Raw genomic sequence first — 17,249 nt, 5'->3', positions numbered from 1 at the left:
TCCGCTATACGCAGCAACTGTACGACTTGCGCACCCGCCTCCGCCCCGTCCGGGTGAATGAGGCCCGGACGGAGCGAAGTGGATCAGAGCGAGCGATCGACCGCCGCGGTGGCCAGCTCAGTCAGGGCCTTGCGCACCGTAGCGTCGAGCGGCGCGGCGTCGAGGGCGGTGAGGGCGGCCTCGGCGCGTACGCGGATCATCTGCTCGATCTGGGCCAGTGCCCCCGTCTCCACGATGATGGTGCGCAGGTCAGCCGCACCGTCGGCGTCCAGCGAGGGATTGCCGAAGGACGTCGCAAGCTGGGCCGACTGAGCTCGGGACGCGGCGTCGCGGGCCAGGGCCATCATCACCGTCGGCTTGCCTTCGCGCAGGTCGTCCAGGGTCGACTTGCCGGTGATGGCCGGGTCGCCGAAGACGCCGAGCACGTCGTCGCGCAACTGGAACGCGTCGCCCAGCGGATCACCGAAGTCCACGAACGACGCGTACAGGGCCTTCGGCGCGCCGGCCAGGCACGCGCCGATCTGCAGCGGCCGGGTGACCGTGTAGCGGGCCGCCTTCATCCGGATCACCGTGAGCGCGCTCGCCACCGAGCCGTCCCCGACCCCGGAGACCAGGTCGAGGTACTGCCCGGCGATGACCTCGGTGCGCATCAGCGCGAACGCCTGATAGCCCTGGTGGATCTGCCGTATGGGCAGCCCGCACTCGTGGAACATCTGCTCGGCCCAGGCCGCGCAGAGGTCGCCGCAGAGCAGGGCCGTGTTGCGCCCGAAGGCCGACGAGTCGCCGCGCCACGAGTGCCGGTCGTGCAGGGTGGCGAAGAACCGGTGCATGGACGGTTCCCCGCGCCGCCGGTCGCTGCCGTCGATGATGTCGTCGTGGATCAGCGCGAACGCGTGGAACAGTTCCAGCGCGGCCGCGGCGTTGACCACTTGGGGGCAGTCGTCGCCTCCGCCTCCACGCCAGCCCCAGTAGCAGAACGTCGGCCGCAGCCGCTTGCCGCCGGCCAGGATGAACCGGCGCAGACTGTCGAGCGCGCCACGCGGGGCGCCGTCCGGCCAGGCCGGGTCCTGCCGGTCGATGAACTCGGCGAGGGCCCGGTCGACCCGCTGTCTCAGCTCGGCCGCGGGCGGGGTGCGGGTCGCCTCGAGGGTCATGACGACAGTCCCGCGAGGCCGAGCAGCAGACCCTTGACCTCGGTGGCCGCGACCTCGTCACGTACGCCCGAAGGGTCTGAACACAGCAGCACCGGGCCGTCGAGCGGATCGTCGGGCAGCCGCCCGTGCGAGCCTCGGACCGCCCGGGCCCCCTCGTCGAGACCGACCACGTTCATCACATAGCGCAGGCCCAGCTTCTTGCGGGCGACCGCCGCGACCGCCCGCCGCTTGGCCCCGCCCGGGTCGGCCGGGTCGAAGAACAGCTCGGCCGGGTCGTAACCGGGCTTGCGGTGGATCTCGACGACCCGTGCGAAATCGGGGGCGTGCGCGTCGTCGAGCCAGTAGTAGTACGTGAACCACGCGTCCGGGTCGGAGACGAGCACCAGATCGCCCGCACGCGAGTGGTCAAGACCGTGCGAGGCCTTGCCCTCGTCGTCCAGCACCGCCTCGACACCGGGCAACGCCGAGCAGAGCTTGGCCACGGCCGGCAGGTCACCGGGATCGCGCACGTACACGTGGGCGACCTGGTGGTCGGCGACCGCGAAGGCCCGCGAGGTCCACGGGTCGAGATACTCCATGCCGTCCTGCGTGTGGACGTTGAGCAGCCCTTCACGGCGCAGCATCCGGTTGATGTCGACCGGTTTGCTCACGTCCGTGATGCCGTACTCGGAAAGCGCCACCACCGTGATGTCGCGAACGAACGCGTCGTCGAGCAGCGGCCCGAGCACGGCGTCCAACGCTGCCGCCGCGGCCGCCGCCTCAGGGCTGGACGGGCCGAAACGCTGCAGGTCATAGTCGAGGTGTGGCACGTAGACGAGGGTGAGATCGGGGTTGCGGGTGCGCACGAGGTGCTGCGCCGCCCGCACGATCCACTGCGACGACGGCATGCCCGCGCCCGGCCCCCAATAGGTGAACAGCGGGAACTGGGGCAGCTCGTCGTGCAGCTCGGGCGGATAGGTGTAGCAGTCCGGCTCCTTGCGGCCGTCGGCGCGGTAGATCGGGCGCGGCGTGATGGTCCAGTCGACCTGCGCGCCCATCGCATACCACCAGCAGACGTTGGCCACGGTGTAGCCGGGCCGGGCCTTGCGGGCCGCGTCCCAGATCTTCTCGCCGCCCACGAGTCCGTTGTGCTGCCGCCACAGGAAGACCTCGCCGAGGTCGCGGAAGTACCAGCCGTTGCCCACGATCCCGTGCTCGGACGGCATCGCGCCGGTCAGGAACGTCGACTGGGCCGAGCAGGTCACCGCGGGCAGCACCGTGCCCAAAGGGGCCTGGAATCCGCGCTCGGCGATGGCCCGCAGGCGCGGCATGTGTTCGAGCAGGCGTGGGGTCAGCCCGACCACGTCGAGCACCAGAAGCTGAGTCATCGTGCAGCCACCTCCGCGGCCAGCAGGTCCCGGGCGAAGGCCAGTTCGGCCGCGATCCCGTCGGCGAGTCCGGCGGCGTCGGCAGGCCGCTGGTCCTCCGGCAGAACACCCCAGGTGTACGTCTCGACGTCGAAATGTTCGCAGCGCGGTCCGGGCGCGCTGAGGAGCTGATGGATCGCCTCGCGCAACACCGGCACCGTCGAGGTGAGCGGCGCGGCCGGGGCGGCGTGCAGCGGTACGTGGTAGTGGATGCGCCACGGCCCGGGCAGCTTCTCGTCGAGGGCCGCGTCGAGGTCGTCGGTCGCCCCGCCCAGCACCGTGCGGGTCTGATGCAGGAAACGCGGTTCCACGTACGCCCTCAGCACGTCCTCGGTGGCGAGGGGGTCATCGGCCTGCAGGGCCGCCGACACCTGCGTCTTCACCACCGGGACCCCGGCCGTGCGCAGCCGGTCGAGCGCCTCGGCCGGGTTCTCCCACGCACACGCGAGATGGGCCAGGTCAAGGCAGACGCCCAGGTAGCGCGGGTCGGTGCCGGCCAGCAGTCGCGCGGCCTGCGTGGTGTTCTCGATGAGGCAGCCCGGCTCGGGTTCGAACCCGACCCGGATCAGCCGGCCGGTCTCCCCGGCGATCGCGTCGAGCCCACGGGTCAGCTCGTCGAGGTGCCGGCGGGCGGCATCCGCGCGAGAGACGTCCCACGGCGTGCGCCAGGCCAGCGGCAGGGTCGAGATCGACCCGTACGACGCGGTGTCCGGCATCAGGTCGACCAGGATGCGGGCCAGGCCGAGCGTGTAGTCGAGCCGATCACGCGACGTCCAGTCGGGGTAGTAGACCGCGTGCTTGACCACGGGCGCTTGGAACGCCTCGTACGGGAAGCCGTTGAGGGTGACGACCTCGAGGCCGCGCGCGTCGAGTTCCTGCCGCAGCCGGCGACGCGATCGGGGGTCGGCGGCGAGCTCGGCCGCGGCCGGGGCGGCCAGCCATAAGCCCAGACCGAGCACGTCCGTGCCGAGCCGTTGCCGGATCGGCTGGGCGTACGTGTCGAGCTGTTCGAGAATGCCGGCGAGGTCCTCGGCCGGGTGCACGTTGGTGCAGTAGCTGAGATGCATCAGCTGCCTCCGCGCAGGATCGAGTTCCCGGCGAAGGTCGGTCCGGCCTCGACGTCGGTGAGGTCGAGCCGCCCCGACTGCGAGTAGAACTCGACCGGGTTGCGCCACAGCACCCGATCGACGTCGTCCTCGTCGAAGCCCGCGGCCAGCATCGCCTCGGCCGTCCGCAGGGTCAGCAACGGGTCGGACTTGCCCCAGTCGGCCGCCGAATTGACCAGGACGCGTTCGGGGCCGTACTCGCGCAGGATCGTCACCATCCGGTCCGGCGACATCTTCGTGTCGGGATAGATGGAGAACCCGGCCCACACCCCGGCGTCGCGGGCGGCCGCCACGGTGACCTCGTTGAGGTGGTCGAGCAGCACCCGGCCGGGGTCGATGCCCGACTCCTTCACGACGTCGAGGCTGCGCTGGGTGCCGCGCGCCTTGTCCCGGTGGGGCGTGTGCACCATCGCCGGCAGGTCGTGGTCGAGGGCGAGGGAGAGCTGGGCTGCGAACACCTCGTCCTCGGCGGGCGTCATGGAGTCGTACCCGATCTCGCCGACCGCGACGACGCCGTCCTTGGCCAGGTAGCGGGGCAGCAGGTCGAGGACCGGACGGCAGCGCGGGTCGTTGGCCTCCTTCGGGTTCAGCGCGATCGTGGCGTGGTGCTTGATGCCGAACTGCGAGGCCCGGAACGGCTCCCAGCCGATCAGCGAGTCGAAGTAGTCGGTGAACGAGCCCGGGCCGGTGCGCGGCTGACCGAGCCAGAAGGCGGGTTCGACGATCGCCTTCACCCCGGCCTCGGCCATGCGCTGGTAGTCGTCGGTGGTGCGCGACGTCATGTGGATGTGCGGGTCGAAGATGCGCATCAGGCCTCCTTGAGGGCGAGCAGGGCGAGCGCGTCGGGCGGCATGTCGCGGCCGGCGGCGTGACGTTCGTGGGCGAAGGCCCGGAGCATGGCGCCCAGTTCGTCGTCGGCGCGTTCGGTGAGCCGGTGCACGGCCTTCAGGGGCACCCCCATGAAGACGCACTTGAGTACGGCCTGGCGCCACGCCTCCTGGCCGAGATGATCCGAGTACGGGCCGAGGGCCGCGGTGACGAGCCGGGTGTCGTTCGTGCGCAGCGCGTCCTCGAGCAACGGCACCGCCTCGGCGCCGATCGGCAGCAGGGGGAGCGCTTTCAGCACGGCCAGCTTCTCGGCCGTGTCCCCGTAGCGGTAGACCTCGGCGATCTCGTCGGGTGACACGGCCGAGAGCAGCACCGCCCGCGCCGCCTCGTCGGCCGTCCAGCCGTCGGTCAGGGGAGAGTGGCCGTAGCGGCGGCCCGCCGCGGGGAAGAGGCCGGCGACCGAGGCCGGGCCGCGGCCCAGGTCCTCCTCGATCCGTGGCCCGAGTGCGCCGCGCAACTCATCCAATGTGGTCATGGGTGGCCTCCTTGGCTGCGTTCCGCAGAAAGTCCAGGGACTGCGCGGCGATCGTCGGCGCCGCGTGGCCGTGCCGCGGCAGTTCCACCGAGATCAGCCCCGGGTAGTCGGCCAGCGCGGCCAGCACCGGCGGGAAGTCGATCTCGCCGGTGCCGAACTCGAGGTGCTCGTGCACCCCGCGTCGCATGTCGTCGATCTGCACGTTGACCAGGTGCTCGCGTACGGCCCGCACGCAGTCGGCGACCGGGATCGGCTCGAGGCAGCGGCAGTGCCCGATGTCGAGCGTGATGCCGAAGTTGGCCGGTTCCCCGAGGTCGGCGTGCAGGCGCTGCCAGTCGGCGATGTCGTTCACGAGCATGCCCGGCTCCGGCTCGAACCCGAGCGTCACGTCTGATGAGGCCGCGACGTCGACGATCTGCCGGCAGCCGTCGACCAGCCGGTCCCAGCGATCGGCCGGGCCTATTCCGGCCCAGAAAGAGACGGCTTCGGCGCCCAGATCGGCCCCGACCCGTACGGCCCGCCGCAGATATTCGAGGCGCTTGGCCGGGTCGTCGTCCATCAGCGTGGGCGAATGCTTGCGCCACGGGTCGAGCAGATAGCGGGCGCCGGTCTCGATCACGACGCCCAGGCCGAGCCGCTGCAGGTCGGCGGCGACGACGGCCGTGCGCCGGGCCAGCTCCCCGTCGAACGGGTCGAGGTGGTTGGTGTCGAGCGTGAGCGCGACCCCGTCGTACCCGAGCTCCGCGATGACCTCGAGCGCCTCGGTCAGCCGATGGTTGGTGAACCCGTTGGTCCCGTAGCCGAATCTCATGTGGGCGACACCTTCCGCGCCAGGCGCCGGGCGAGCGGCGCGATAAGAGCAACGGCTATCCCGTACGCCGGTGAGCCCGCCTTCGCCGTCAAGGCGCCCTGCAGTCCCGGCAGTTCGGTGATGCCCGCGCCGACGGCCGCGCGCACGTTCGAGGCGGTGGGTTCGGCCGCGGCGCGGGCCTGCGCCCGGCCGTAACCGGCCGCGTACCAGCCCGCCAGCAACCCGGCCGGCCCCGGTCGCCGGCCCGCCGCCGTCGCGGCCAGCGCGACGGTTCCGGCCAGCGTGGTGAGCGGCAGCGCCGGCGTGGTGCCGTGCACCTCGTGCCGTGAGAGGGCGGTGACCGTGTAGGTGTGCGCGGCGACCGTGAGGGCCGCCGGCACCGCCGGGCGCAGACGGCCTCCGCTCGCGCCGAGCAGCACGTCGAGCCCGCGGCAGGCGGCCATCACGGCCGGCCCCGCGGGCGTGTTCTTCGCCCACAGGTCGTAGGCCCAGACCGCGGCGGCCAGCGGGGCCGCGACCGCGGCCGCCTTGCGCCCGCCGGCCAGGGCGGCGATGCCGACCCCGGCCGCCGTCAGCCCGGCCGCGGTGAGCAGCGCCTGCCGGGGCGAGACCCGTCCGGACGGGATCGGCCGCTCCGGTCGTTCGGTGGCGTCGAGCTCGCGGTCGGCCCAGTCGTTGGCGGCCATGCCACCCCAGTAGAGGCACACCGAGGCCGCGATCAGCCCCGGCGTGGACGGCCGGGGGCCGCCGCTCGCGGCCGCTCCGGCGACGGTGTCGCCGGGCACCGAGAGGGCGGCCGGGGCGCGGACGAGCTCCGCGAGGTCACGCAGGCTCATCGAGCCCCCGCACGAAGGCCACCAGCGCGGCCCACTGGCCGGCCAGGTCGTGCGGCACGTCGCCGATCGGGTCCTTGAAGAAGAACGCCAGCTCGGTCAGCGGCCCGCTGCGCCCGGCGGCCTGCGCGGCGGCGGTGAGCCGGGCCAGGTCGAGCACGAGCGGCGCGGCGAGGGCGGAGTCGCAGCCGTGCCACGAGAACTCCATCTTCATCCGCGTGCCCAGGAACCCGGAGAAGGTGATCAGGTCCCAGGCGGTCTTGAAGTCGCCGATGTCGTCGACGTACTCGATGTGGCTGCTGCCCTGCGGCTGGTAGCCGAGGGTCTCGGCCAGCACCCGTTGCTTGCTGCCGGCCTTGGCGGCGTTGGCGGCCGGGTCGGCCAGGTTGGCGCCGTCGCCGCCGCCCAGCAGGTTGGTGCCCGACCAGGTGCGCACGCGCAGGTTGCGCATCGCGAACATGGGCGCCAGCACCGACTTGACCAGCGTCTCGCCGGTCTTGCCGTCGTGCCCGGCGTAGGGGAGCCCGGCCCGGCCGGCCAGCTCGCGCAGGGCGGGCAGGCGGGCACCGGTCGACGGGGTGAAGTCCACGTAGGAGCAGCCCGCGAGGAAGGCCGCGTACGCGTAGAGCGAGCTGGGCGGCAGCACGGTTCGTTCGGCCAGCGCCTCCTCCAGCGTGGCCAGATTCTCGAACGCCGGGTCGGCCGCCGGCACCGGCTCGGTCGACGAGACGTTGACGACCACGACCCGTTCCAGGCCCCGGCGGCGCCGGAAGTCGTCGATGTCCTGCGCGACCAGCCGCGCCACCTCGAGCTGGGTGGCCGCCACCGGCGCCGGGCGCAGCTCGCGCTCCAGCGCCGCCAGCTTGTCGGCGACGGCCGCCGCCGGGCGTGCGGGAAGCACGCCGGCGGCGACCAGGTCCTCGACCTTCTTCTCGAGCGGAAGGTCGCTGATGTCGTGCCCGCCGAACGCCAGCTCGGCCAGCCCCGGAACGGCCGCGGAGGCCAGTTCCGGCAGCTCGGTGACGCAACCGAGCGGCTCGGCGAGCCCGGCGCGTAGTGCGGTGGCCCCGACCATGCAGGTCACCGCCACAGATCCTCGTGCTCCGATCAACCACACGCCGGTCGTCATCCGAACCCTCTTTTCGTTGTTGCCGTGGATCAGTTGTTGCTGTGGATCAGTTGCCGTAGACCTCGAACGCGAAGAGCGAGTAGCCCCACGCCGTGGCCCGTTGAGTGCCGTTGATGCGGACGTACCGGGCCTGAGCGCTCAACCCGGTGTGGTCGTCCTCGCCGCCGTTGGCCCCGGTGATCGACCGCTGGGTCGTCCACGTGTTGCCGTCCGGCGAGGTCTGGATCTGGTACGCCGAGCCGTAGGCCGCCTCCCACTGCAGGCGTACGCGGTTGATGTTGTAGGTCGCGCCCAGGTCGACGCGGATCCACTGCGGGTCGCTGAAGGCGCTCGACCAGCGGGTCGTCGCCGACGAGTCGACCGCGTTCGAGGCCGGGTAGGACGCGTTCTCGGTGCTGGAGGCGGTGGCCGCCTTGTTGAGGGCCAGATTGCTGACCGGCGGCTGACCGGTCAGTTCCTTGACCCGCACGTTGCGGAACGCCGCCGTGTCGCCGGCCCCGTGGTTCTGCAGGCCGATATAACCGTCCAGGTTACGGTTCGGGTCGGTGTTGGTGAAGTCGTTGATCAGACGGCCGTTCAGGTAGACCCGGATCCGCTGACCCTCGACGAGCAGCTCGTAGGTGTTCCACTCGCCGGGCGCGTTCAGCGCGGCGTCGCGGGCGGCCAGGTCGGCCGACTTGAAGGTGTAGATCGCGCCGGTGGTGCGGTCGGCCGCGTCGGTGGCGTCGATCTGGATCTCGTAGCCCTGGTTGACGGCCACCCACGGGTCGTTGCCCGGGTTGGGGAAGCCGACGAAGATGCCCGAGTTGCTGTCGCCGGTGAGCTTCCAGTCGGCCTTCAGCGAGTACGACGTGTACTGCTTGGCGTTGTACCAGAGCAGGCCCATGCCGCCGGTCGACGTCAGGGTCGCGTCGGTGTTGGTGAAGCTGCCCGGCCCGGCCTGCGACCAGCCGGTCGTGCTGCCGTTGTAGATCGAGGTGTAACCGGTCTCGACGCGGCAGTCGGCCTTGCTGCGGTTCGACGCGTAGCGCAGGCCGCCCAGCAGGTGGTTGCGGAAGTTCGCCTCGGAGTACGTGGCCTGGGTGTGCCCGAAGCCGGTGTACCAGGAGCGTCCGCTGTCGATCGTCTTGCACCAGGCGATCGGGTGGTCGCTGCCCATGTTGCCGCCCGAGTACGTCGACTCGTCCAGTGTGGCCAGCACGTGCGCGCTGCTGCGCGGGTTGGTGGAGTAGTTGTAGAGCTCGTCGGTGCGGGTCCACGACTGCGGCAGGTGCCCGGTGCTGGCGTGCCCGCGGTCCTGCACGCGCGAGGTGACCTGCTGGATCGCCGGGTGCGAGTTGAAGTAGGCCCCGACGAGCTGGCCGTAGAAGCCCCAGCCGTACTCGGTGTCGGCCGCCGCGTGCACGCCGACGAACCCGCCGCCGCCCCGGATGTACGACTCGAAGGCCGTCTCCTGGGTGGAGTTGAGCACGTCACCGGTGGTGTTGAGGAAGACCACGGCCTCGTACTGGGAAAGGTTGGACGTCGTGAAAGCGTTCGCGTCCTCGGTGGCGGTGACCGTGAAGCTGTTGGCCGCGCCGAGATCACGGATGGTCTGGATGCCGGTCGCGATCGCGTCGTGCCGGAACCCGGCTGTCTTGCTGAAGACCAGCACGTCGTAGGGCGCGTCGGCGGCGTTCGCCGGGGACGACGCGGTGAAGGTGCAGGCGGCGAGGGCGACCAGGGTCACCGCGCCGGCCAGGAGCTTGCGCATGAAGCCTCCTTGGTTGGGGGGAAGTGGGCGCTCGCTTGGGGGAACGAGCGCCCACTCCATGGGGGAAGGATCAGCTGCCGTACACCTCGAAATTGAAGAGCGAGTAGCCCCACGCGGTGGCCCGCGCGGTGCCGTTGATGCGCACGTACCGAGCTTGCGCGCTCAGGCCCGTGTTGTCGTCCTCGCCGCCGTTGCCGCCGGTCACCGTTCGAGGGGTGGCCCAGGTGGTGCCGTTCGTGGACGTCTGGATCTGATAGGCCGAGCCGTAGGCCGCCTCCCACAGCAGGCGTACGCGGGAGACCGTGTAGGTCGCGCCCAGGTCGACCTGGATCCACTGCGGATCCGAGAACGCGCTCGACCAGCGGGTCGTGGTGCTGGCGTCGACCGCCGCGGACGCCGGGTAGGTGGCGTTCTCGGTGCTCGAGGCGGTGGCCGTCTTGTTCAGCGAGAGCAGGCTCTGCGCCGTGCCGGTGGCGAACGAGAAGCTGTCCAGGTCGAACAGCGCGCCCGTGGTGCCGCCGGAGAAGGTCAGGTAGAGCGACGTGGTGCCGGCCGGCGCCCCGCTGATCGACCCGGTGACGTTGACGAAGGTGTCCCACGACCCGGTCGACGTGACCGCCGCCGAGCCGATGACCGTGCCGGTGGCTGATCCCGTACGCACCTGGAGCGTGCCGCCGATGCCGGCCGAGGAGACCCGGGCGGTGAACGACGTCGCGTTGTTCAGCTTGTACGGGTCGAACTGGATCCAGTCGCCGTTGTGGATGTCACCGACGGTCTGCCCGCCCTCGGCCGTCGTCTTGGTCATCTTGGTGACGCCCTGCGACGTCTTGTAGTGCTCGGCCTGCCGTTTGCGCGGCGCGAGGATGTTCTGGGCGTTGCCGACGAGGCCGCCGTTGTCGGTGTAGGACGCGTCGAAGATCGGGAAGATGTTCGCGGCGTCGTCGTGCTCCCCGTCGGTGGGGATGACGATCGTGCCCGAGCAGCCGGTCTGCGACGTGATCTGGTGTCCGTGCTGGTCGTGGCCGAGCACGTAGGCCATCGTCACCCGCGAGCAGTCGATCGTGCCGTCCTCGGGGTCGGTGACCGTGACGCTCCACGGGATGCTGTCACCGAACGACGCGAGCTGCCCGGCCGACGGGGCGTTGATCGTGACCCGCGGCGCGGTGTTGCCCACGGTCACGGGGACACTGGCGGTGCCGGTCGCGCCCTGCGGGTCCCGCACGGTCAGCGTGGCCGTGTAGTTGCCGTTGGCCGAGTACGTCTTGGACGGGTTCGCCGCCGTCGACGTGGTGCCGTCACCGAACGCCCACGAATAGGTCAGGGCGCCGCCCTCGGGGTCGCTGCTGCCCGCCGACGAGAAGGCGACCGTCAGCGGCGCGGAGCCCGAGGTCGGGGTCGCGCTCGCCGCCGCGGTCGGCGCGCGGTTGCCGCCGGCCACATAGTCGTAGCGGTAGAGCGCCGAGTTCGCGTCGCCGTTGAAGTAGCCGGTGCCGTAGTCGAGGACGTAGAGCGCGCCGTCCGGGCCGAACGCCACGTCCATGACCTGCTTGCCGTTCCACGGGAACGTGTCGATCGCGCCCCGGGTGCCGTCCGCGTTGACCACGATCGGCTTGATCCAGCCCCGGCCGAACTCGCCGGCGAAGAAGTTGCCGTTGAAGACCTGCGGGAACTTCGTGGTCGACGGGTTGTTCGCGTCGTAGCGGTAGACCGGGCCACCCATCGGCGACTCGGAACCGCCGCCGAACTCGGACGGCGAGCCGGCGTCACCGGCGTACCGGATCCAGGCCGGCTGGGCCGGGGGCAACGTGCCCTGCCCGGTGTTGCGGAACGAGTTGTTGGTCGGACCACCGGTGCAGTTGTACTTGGCGCCGGTCGCGTTGGTCGCGAAGTTCCACTCGTTGTAGGTCTCGGTGCTGGTGTTCGTGCCGGTGCAGTAGGGCCAGCCGTAGTTGCCCGGCCCGGTCACCCGGTTGAACTCGACCTGGCCCGACGGTCCCCGGGTCGACGAGGTGGTGCCGGCGTCGGGGCCGTAGTCGCCCACGTAGACGACGCCGGTGGCCTTGTCGACGCTGATCCGGTACGGGTTGCGGAAGCCCATCGCGTAGATCTCGGGCTTCGTGTTCGCCGTGCCCGGCGCGAAGAGGTTGCCCGACGGGACCGAGTACGTCCCGTTGGCGTTCGGCTTGATCCGCAGGATCTTGCCGCGCAGGTCGTTGGTGTTGCCCGCGCTGCGCTGGGCGTCGTAGACCGGGTTGCGGTCGGTGCGCTCGTCGATCGGGGAGTAGCCGGCCGAGTCGAACGGGTTCGAGTCGTCGCCGGTCGACAGGTAGAGGTTGCCGGCCGCGTCCCAGTCCATGTCGCCGCCGACGTGGCAGCACTGGCCGCGGTCGGTCGGCACGTCCAGCAGGTTGACCTGGCTGCCCATGTTGACCGAGAAGTCCGCGTTGAGGGTGAACCGCGACAGCCGGTTGACGCCGGCCCAGGTGGCCCAGGTCGCCGAGGTGCCGGTGGCCGGGGCGTCGCCCGACGGGGTGCTCAGCGGCGGGGCGTAGAACAGGTAGATGTAGCGGTTGGTGGCGAAGCCGGGGTCGACCGCCACACCCTGCAGGCCCTCCTCGTCGTGGGTGTAGACGGGGATGTTGGCGACGACGGCGGTGTTCCCGCTCGCGTCGGTGCGCCGCAGCGTGCCGTTGCGGGCCGAGTGCAGCACCGAGCGGTCCGGCAGCACGGCCAGGCTCATCGGTTCGCCCGTCTCGGCTACACCCTTGGCCAGGGTCACCTGCTGGAAATCGGCCGCGTTGATGACCGCGGCCGCCGGGGTCGCCGGTCCGACGGCGACAGTGAGGACGGTGGAGAGGAGGAGGGAGGCCGTTGCCATCGTTGTAAATCGACGGGTCCGGGTCTGTCTGTTCACGTGGTCCCTTCCTGACATCGAATACGCCAGGCGGGGCGCGTGCCGCCGCGCCGCAGCCGGGGATTGCTGTGGCACAGGCGTGCTTCAGGCAGCCAGCGGGGGAACTGACATCTACCTGAAACATTCCTGTAGTGACGCTCACGTTAGGAACTACGGAACGGTCCTGTCCAGACTTTCCGATCGACCTACATAACTTTTGCATCATCAGCCGAAAGCCGCGAGGGCGCTTTCCGCTCACGAGCGTCGATGCGTCGGATCCGTCAGACGGTGGTCAGGGGGAAGCTGAGGGTGAAGTTCGTGCCCAGGTGGGGCTGGCTGACGACCTCGATCCGGCCACCGTGGTCGGTCACGATCCGGTGGGCGATCGTCAGCCCCAGACCGGTGCCGCCGGTGGCCCGCTGCCGAGCCGGGTCGGCCCGCCAGAATCTTTCGAACACGTGCGGCAGATCGCCGGCCGAGATGCCCACACCGGTGTCGCGCACCTCCAGGACCGCCCGGCCGCCCTCGGCCCGCACCCGCACGATCACCCGCCCGTCGCGATCGGTGTAGCGGATCGCGTTGGTCAGCAGGTTGCCCAGAACCTGGCGCATCCGGTCGGGGTCGGCCTCGATCCACACCGGCTGCGGGGCGTCGGCGGTCAGCTCGATGCCCGCCTCGATCGCCACCGCTCGATGGGCGGTGACGCTGGACGACGCGAGGTCGGTCAGATCGGTCGGCGTACGGCTGTAGCCCAGCTCGCCGGCCTCGGCCAGGGCCAGCACCTGCAGGTCGTCGAGGATGCGCCCCTGCAGCATCGTCTCCTCGTGCAGCGACGCGAAGAGCTCCCGGTCCGGCTCGATCACGCCGTCCGAGAGCCCCTCGAGATAACCCCGCAAGTTCGACAACGGCGTACGCATCTCGTGCGCGACGTCGGCGATGAGCCGGCGCTGACGCTCCTCGCTGTCCTGCACCGCGCGGGCCATCGTGTTGAACGACTGGGAGAGCTGGGCCAGCTCGCTGCGGCCGTCGGTGCGCACCCGCGCGTCGAGGTGGCCCGCGGCGAGCAGGATCGACGCCCCGGTGAGCCGCCGCACCGGGCGGCTGACCTGCCGGGCGATCAGGAACGTGCCGGCCAGCGTGATGAGCAGCAGGCCCGCGGCGCCGACCACGGCGGGCCGGCCGAAGTCGGCCGCGGTGAGCGAGCCGCGGCCGCCCAGGTAGAGCTCGAGCGGCACGGCCGAGCTGGTGATGACCGTGTCGATGTAGGCGCCGTTGAGGCAGGTCAGGCCCTTCTTGGTGCGGGCCGGTTCGGTCAGCCCCCGGGAGTCGCCGCAGGAGATCAGGTAGTTCCAGTAGCCGAGCAGCCAGTGCCGGTCGCCGAGCACCTTGGCGGTGGCCCGGCGCAGGCAGTCGGGTGACCGCTTGAGCTGCTGCGGCGTCACGAAGGGAGCCTCGTCGCGGCCCAGGGCCGGTTCCTCGCCGGTGCTCTCGTGCAGGCAGCGGACCAGGATGAGGCCGGCCCGGTACTGAGCGGCCTGCCGCAGGGCCAGCGCCGCCGGGCTGCCGGCGACCAGGTCGGTCGGGTCCGGGCCGTACAGGTTCTTCGGGACCGGGACCAGCTTCGCGAGCTCGGCGTCGGACCGGTCCTTGGGGTGCGGTCCGCGGGCGAGCCGCAGGGCCGGGAACGGGTCGATGTCGTACTTGATGGCCTGCACCGGCCCGATCGGGCGCTTGGCCTCGGCGTCGGAGTCGCTGAGCACCTCGCCCTCCGAGGTCTGCACCCGGATGTGCAGACCGGTGCGGCGGGACAGGTCGACCACGAGCCGGTTCACGCCGGGCCAGTTCCCGTGCCTCAGGCCGTACCGCTGGATCTCCTGCACGATCTCGGCCCGGTGCCGCGCCTGCGCCTCCAGGGCGTCGGTGACCTCGCGCGAGGTCAGGTTGAGGGTGAGCCAGGCCGTCGCCCCGATCGCGGTCGCCGCCACCAGGGTGACCAGCACGAAGATCTGCAGCCGGAAACTCACCGCTCGGCCATCCGGTAGCCACGGCCGTAGACCGTCTGCACGTAACGCGGCTCGGCCGGGTCCTCCTCGATCTTGCGGCGCAGGTTCACCACGTGCGCGTCGACGGTGCGCTCGGAGACATCGTGCTCGAACCCGAACGTCTTGTCGATGATCTGGCCGCGGGTGAAGACCCGGCCCGGCTCGCGGGCCAGCAGCTCGAGGATGCCGAACTCCTTGGCCGTCAGCGTCACGGCCTCACCCCGTACCCGTACCTCGAACCGGCCGGCGTCGACCTCGAGGTCGCCCACCCGCACGATCGACGACGGCCCGTCGGCCGCCCCGGCCCGGCGCAGCAGCGCCCGCACCCGGGCCATCAGCTCGCGCGGGCTGACCGGCTTGGTCATGTAGTCGTCGGCCCCGATGTCGAGCCCGAGCAGCATGTCGTTCTCCGACGACCGGGCCGTGACCAGCAGGATCGCGACGTCCGACTCGGCGCGCAGGATGCGGCAGACGTCGAGGCCGTCGACCAGCGGCATCATCACGTCGAGCACCACGAGGTCGGGTTTGCGGGCCCTCGCCGCGTCCAGCGCGGCGCGACCGTCACCGACGGTGATGACCTGGTGGCCCTCGCGCTCGAGGTAAAGCCGGATGAGCTGGGCATGCTTCGGGTCGTCGTCGGCCACGAGGATACGTGCGGTCACGTTCGCGATTGTGACCGGGCGTTGCCACTCCAGCCAACGAATGTGCGGTTCCTGTGAAGATCCGAACCGTTTGCGATGAGCGCATGAGTTCTTCACAGGAGCCGACCTACCTTTCCCCGGCATCGAACAGGGGAGGAACCCATGTGTGGGCTGAACGTCTTCGTGAGCAGCCGTCCAGGGGCCGGAGTGCCCGACCGGACGACGGCTGACGCGTTCGCGACCGCGCTCGAGACCATGCACCACCGTGGTCCCGACGACACCCGCGTCGAGTTCGCCGAGGGCGCCGCGTTCGGGTTCAAGCGGCTGGCGATCATCGACCGGGCCGAGGCGGCGCAGCCGGTGCACTACAAGGACCGCTGGACCGTGGTGTTCAACGGCGAGATCTACAACTACCGTGAGCTGCGCAGCGAGCTGATCCGCGACCACGGCGCCACCTTCGCCACCGACGGCGACAGCGAGGTGCTGGCGGCCGCGTTCCACTTCTGGGGTCCGGCGGCGCTGCCCCGGCTGCGCGGCATGTTCGCCTTCGCGGCGTACGACCAGTGGACCGGCACGCTGCACGCGGCGCGCGACCAGTTCGGCATCAAGCCGATGTACATCCTCGAGACGGTCGACGGGCTGTTCCTGGCCAGTGAGCGCAAGGCCCTGCTGCCCTTCGCCGCCGCCTCGGGCGCCGCGATCGACAAGGACGCGCTCGCCCACTACTTCACTTTTCAGTACGTTCCCGACCCGCTGACGCTGCACAGCCAGATCCGGCGCCTCCCGCCCGGCCACCGCCTGGTGTGGACGCCGGGTGGCGGCCTGCGTACGGAACGCTACTTCCGGCCGCAGCTGCGCCCGCTGCACCTGCGGCCCGAGGACGCCCAGCAGGCCATCCGCGACGCGCTGCGCGACAGCGTGCACCAGCACCTGCACGCCGAGGTGCCGGTCGGGGCGTTCCTGTCCAGCGGCGTCGACTCGTCGGCGATCGTCGCGCTGGCCCGCGAGGCCAAGCCCGACCTGCACGTCTTCACGGCCGGGTTCGGCCAGGAGGGCTACTCGGAGATCGAGATCGCCCAGGACACCGCCGACCAGCTCGGCGTACGCCTGACCCCGACCGTGGTGACCGAGGACGACGTCATCCGCGAGCTGCCCCGCATCGTGCATCTGCTCGACGACCCGGTCGCCGACCCGTCGCTCATCCCGCTCTTCTTCCTGGCCCAGACCGCGTCGCGCTACGTCACCGTCGTGCTCTCCGGCGAAGGCTCCGACGAACTGTTCGGCGGCTACACCATCTATCGCGAGCCGATGTCGCTGTCCCGCGTCGAGCGGCTGCCCGACGGCATGAAGCGCGGCCTGGGCAAACTCGCCCACGTCATCCCCGAGGGGGTGCGCGGCCGCAGCTTCCTCGAGCGCGGCACCACCCCGATCGAGGAGCGCTACTACGGCAACGCCCGCATCTTCTCGCCCGACGAGAAGGCCCAACTGCTGCGCTACACCTCCGACCCGCACACGGCGATCACGGCCCACCTGTACGCCGAGACCGCCGACGTCGACGACGTGGCGTCCATGCAGTACGTCGACCTGCACACCTGGCTGCCTGGCGACATCCTCACCAAGGCCGACCGCATGTCGATGGCGCACTCGCTCGAACTGCGGGTGCCCTTCCTCGACCAGGCCGTGTACGCCGCCGCGGCCGGGCTGCCGACCGACCAGAAGCTGCCGCCGCACAGCGACACGACCAAGCACGCGCTGCGCGAGGCGATGCGCGGGATCGTCCCCGAGTCGGTGCGCGAACGCCGAAAGCTCGGCTTCCCCACCCCGACCCGGCTGTGGCTCAAGGGCGGCATCGGCGACTGGGTGGCCGGCCTGATCTCCGGCTCCGCGCCCCGCCACCTGATCGACGTCGACTACGTGCTGAAGCTGCTGAGCGACCACCGGGCCGGCGTGGCCGACAACTCCCGCAAGGTGTGGACGGTTGCCATGTTCTGCCTGTGGTGGGCGATCTTCGTCGACCGCACGATCCGGCCCGCGCCGCTCGTGACGCCCGCCCGGCCGGCCCTCACGATTCCCTCCGACCGAATCACGACAGTCCTGACCGGTCAGTAACCAATCGGC

At 70.9% G+C, this 17,249-nt stretch carries 13 protein-coding genes; 1 reads left to right on the top strand and 12 read right to left on the bottom strand.

Going from position 1 to position 17,249, the window contains the following annotated elements:
* Nucleotides 1-83 precede the first annotated feature (83 nt).
* From EER30_RS22480 to EER30_RS22425, 12 genes are all read right to left on the bottom strand, one after another.
* Entirely contained in the window at nucleotides 84-1,154 is a 1,071-nt protein-coding gene (locus EER30_RS22480) for a polyprenyl synthetase family protein (protein WP_127502466.1), read from the bottom strand.
* Nucleotides 1,151-2,521, bottom strand: a complete 1,371-nt coding sequence (locus EER30_RS22475) for an alkaline phosphatase family protein (RefSeq protein ID WP_127502465.1) — start codon at nucleotides 2,519-2,521, stop codon at nucleotides 1,151-1,153. Before EER30_RS22475 ends, EER30_RS22480 begins: the two co-directional genes overlap by 4 nt.
* Nucleotides 2,518-3,627, bottom strand: a complete 1,110-nt coding sequence (eboE, locus tag EER30_RS22470) for a metabolite traffic protein EboE (protein ID WP_127502464.1) — start codon at nucleotides 3,625-3,627, stop codon at nucleotides 2,518-2,520. Before eboE ends, EER30_RS22475 begins: the two co-directional genes overlap by 4 nt.
* On the bottom strand, nucleotides 3,627-4,475 hold the full coding sequence (locus tag EER30_RS22465; RefSeq protein WP_127502463.1) for a TatD family hydrolase: 849 nt from the start codon (nucleotides 4,473-4,475) through the stop codon (nucleotides 3,627-3,629). Before EER30_RS22465 ends, eboE begins: the two co-directional genes overlap by 1 nt.
* Entirely contained in the window at nucleotides 4,475-5,029 is a 555-nt protein-coding gene (locus tag EER30_RS22460; protein ID WP_127502462.1) for an EboA domain-containing protein, read from the bottom strand. The genes EER30_RS22465 and EER30_RS22460 overlap by 1 nt, the downstream gene beginning before the upstream one ends.
* Entirely contained in the window at nucleotides 5,013-5,840 is an 828-nt protein-coding gene (locus EER30_RS22455) for a sugar phosphate isomerase/epimerase family protein (RefSeq protein ID WP_127502461.1), read from the bottom strand. The genes EER30_RS22460 and EER30_RS22455 overlap by 17 nt, the downstream gene beginning before the upstream one ends.
* Nucleotides 5,837-6,676 (bottom strand): SCO3242 family prenyltransferase, encoded by an 840-nt coding sequence (locus EER30_RS22450; protein ID WP_127502460.1) that lies wholly within the window; start codon nucleotides 6,674-6,676, stop codon nucleotides 5,837-5,839. The genes EER30_RS22455 and EER30_RS22450 overlap by 4 nt, the downstream gene beginning before the upstream one ends.
* The gene (locus tag EER30_RS22445) at nucleotides 6,663-7,802 is read right to left on the bottom strand and encodes an inositol-3-phosphate synthase (RefSeq protein WP_127502459.1); all 1,140 of its coding nucleotides are present in this window, start codon (nucleotides 7,800-7,802) and stop codon (nucleotides 6,663-6,665) included. Before EER30_RS22445 ends, EER30_RS22450 begins: the two co-directional genes overlap by 14 nt.
* A 46-nt stretch (nucleotides 7,803-7,848) precedes the next feature.
* Nucleotides 7,849-9,555, bottom strand: coding sequence for a ThuA domain-containing protein (locus tag EER30_RS22440; protein ID WP_127502458.1), 1,707 nt, complete (start codon nucleotides 9,553-9,555; stop codon nucleotides 7,849-7,851).
* A gap of 70 nt (nucleotides 9,556-9,625) precedes the next feature.
* Entirely contained in the window at nucleotides 9,626-12,433 is a 2,808-nt protein-coding gene (locus tag EER30_RS22435; RefSeq protein ID WP_240670230.1) for a PQQ-dependent sugar dehydrogenase, read from the bottom strand.
* Nucleotides 12,434-12,729: 296 nt separating this feature from the next.
* The gene (locus tag EER30_RS22430; RefSeq protein ID WP_127502456.1) at nucleotides 12,730-14,472 is read right to left on the bottom strand and encodes a sensor histidine kinase; all 1,743 of its coding nucleotides are present in this window, start codon (nucleotides 14,470-14,472) and stop codon (nucleotides 12,730-12,732) included.
* Nucleotides 14,469-15,161, bottom strand: coding sequence for a response regulator transcription factor (locus EER30_RS22425; RefSeq protein WP_205650364.1), 693 nt, complete (start codon nucleotides 15,159-15,161; stop codon nucleotides 14,469-14,471). The genes EER30_RS22430 and EER30_RS22425 overlap by 4 nt, the downstream gene beginning before the upstream one ends.
* Nucleotides 15,162-15,293: 132 nt before the next feature.
* Between EER30_RS22425 and asnB the strand changes: the two genes are divergently transcribed.
* Nucleotides 15,294-17,240 (top strand): asparagine synthase (glutamine-hydrolyzing), encoded by a 1,947-nt coding sequence (asnB, locus tag EER30_RS22420; protein ID WP_127502454.1) that lies wholly within the window; start codon nucleotides 15,294-15,296, stop codon nucleotides 17,238-17,240.
* The last annotated feature ends 9 nt before the right edge of the window (nucleotides 17,241-17,249 follow it).

It is taken from the genome of Actinoplanes solisilvae, assembly GCF_003999975.1.
GTDB lineage: Bacteria > Actinomycetota > Actinomycetes > Mycobacteriales > Micromonosporaceae > Actinoplanes > Actinoplanes solisilvae.
The sequence above is the reverse complement of the archived record's forward strand: the minus strand, read 5'-3'. Positions and strand labels throughout refer to the sequence as shown.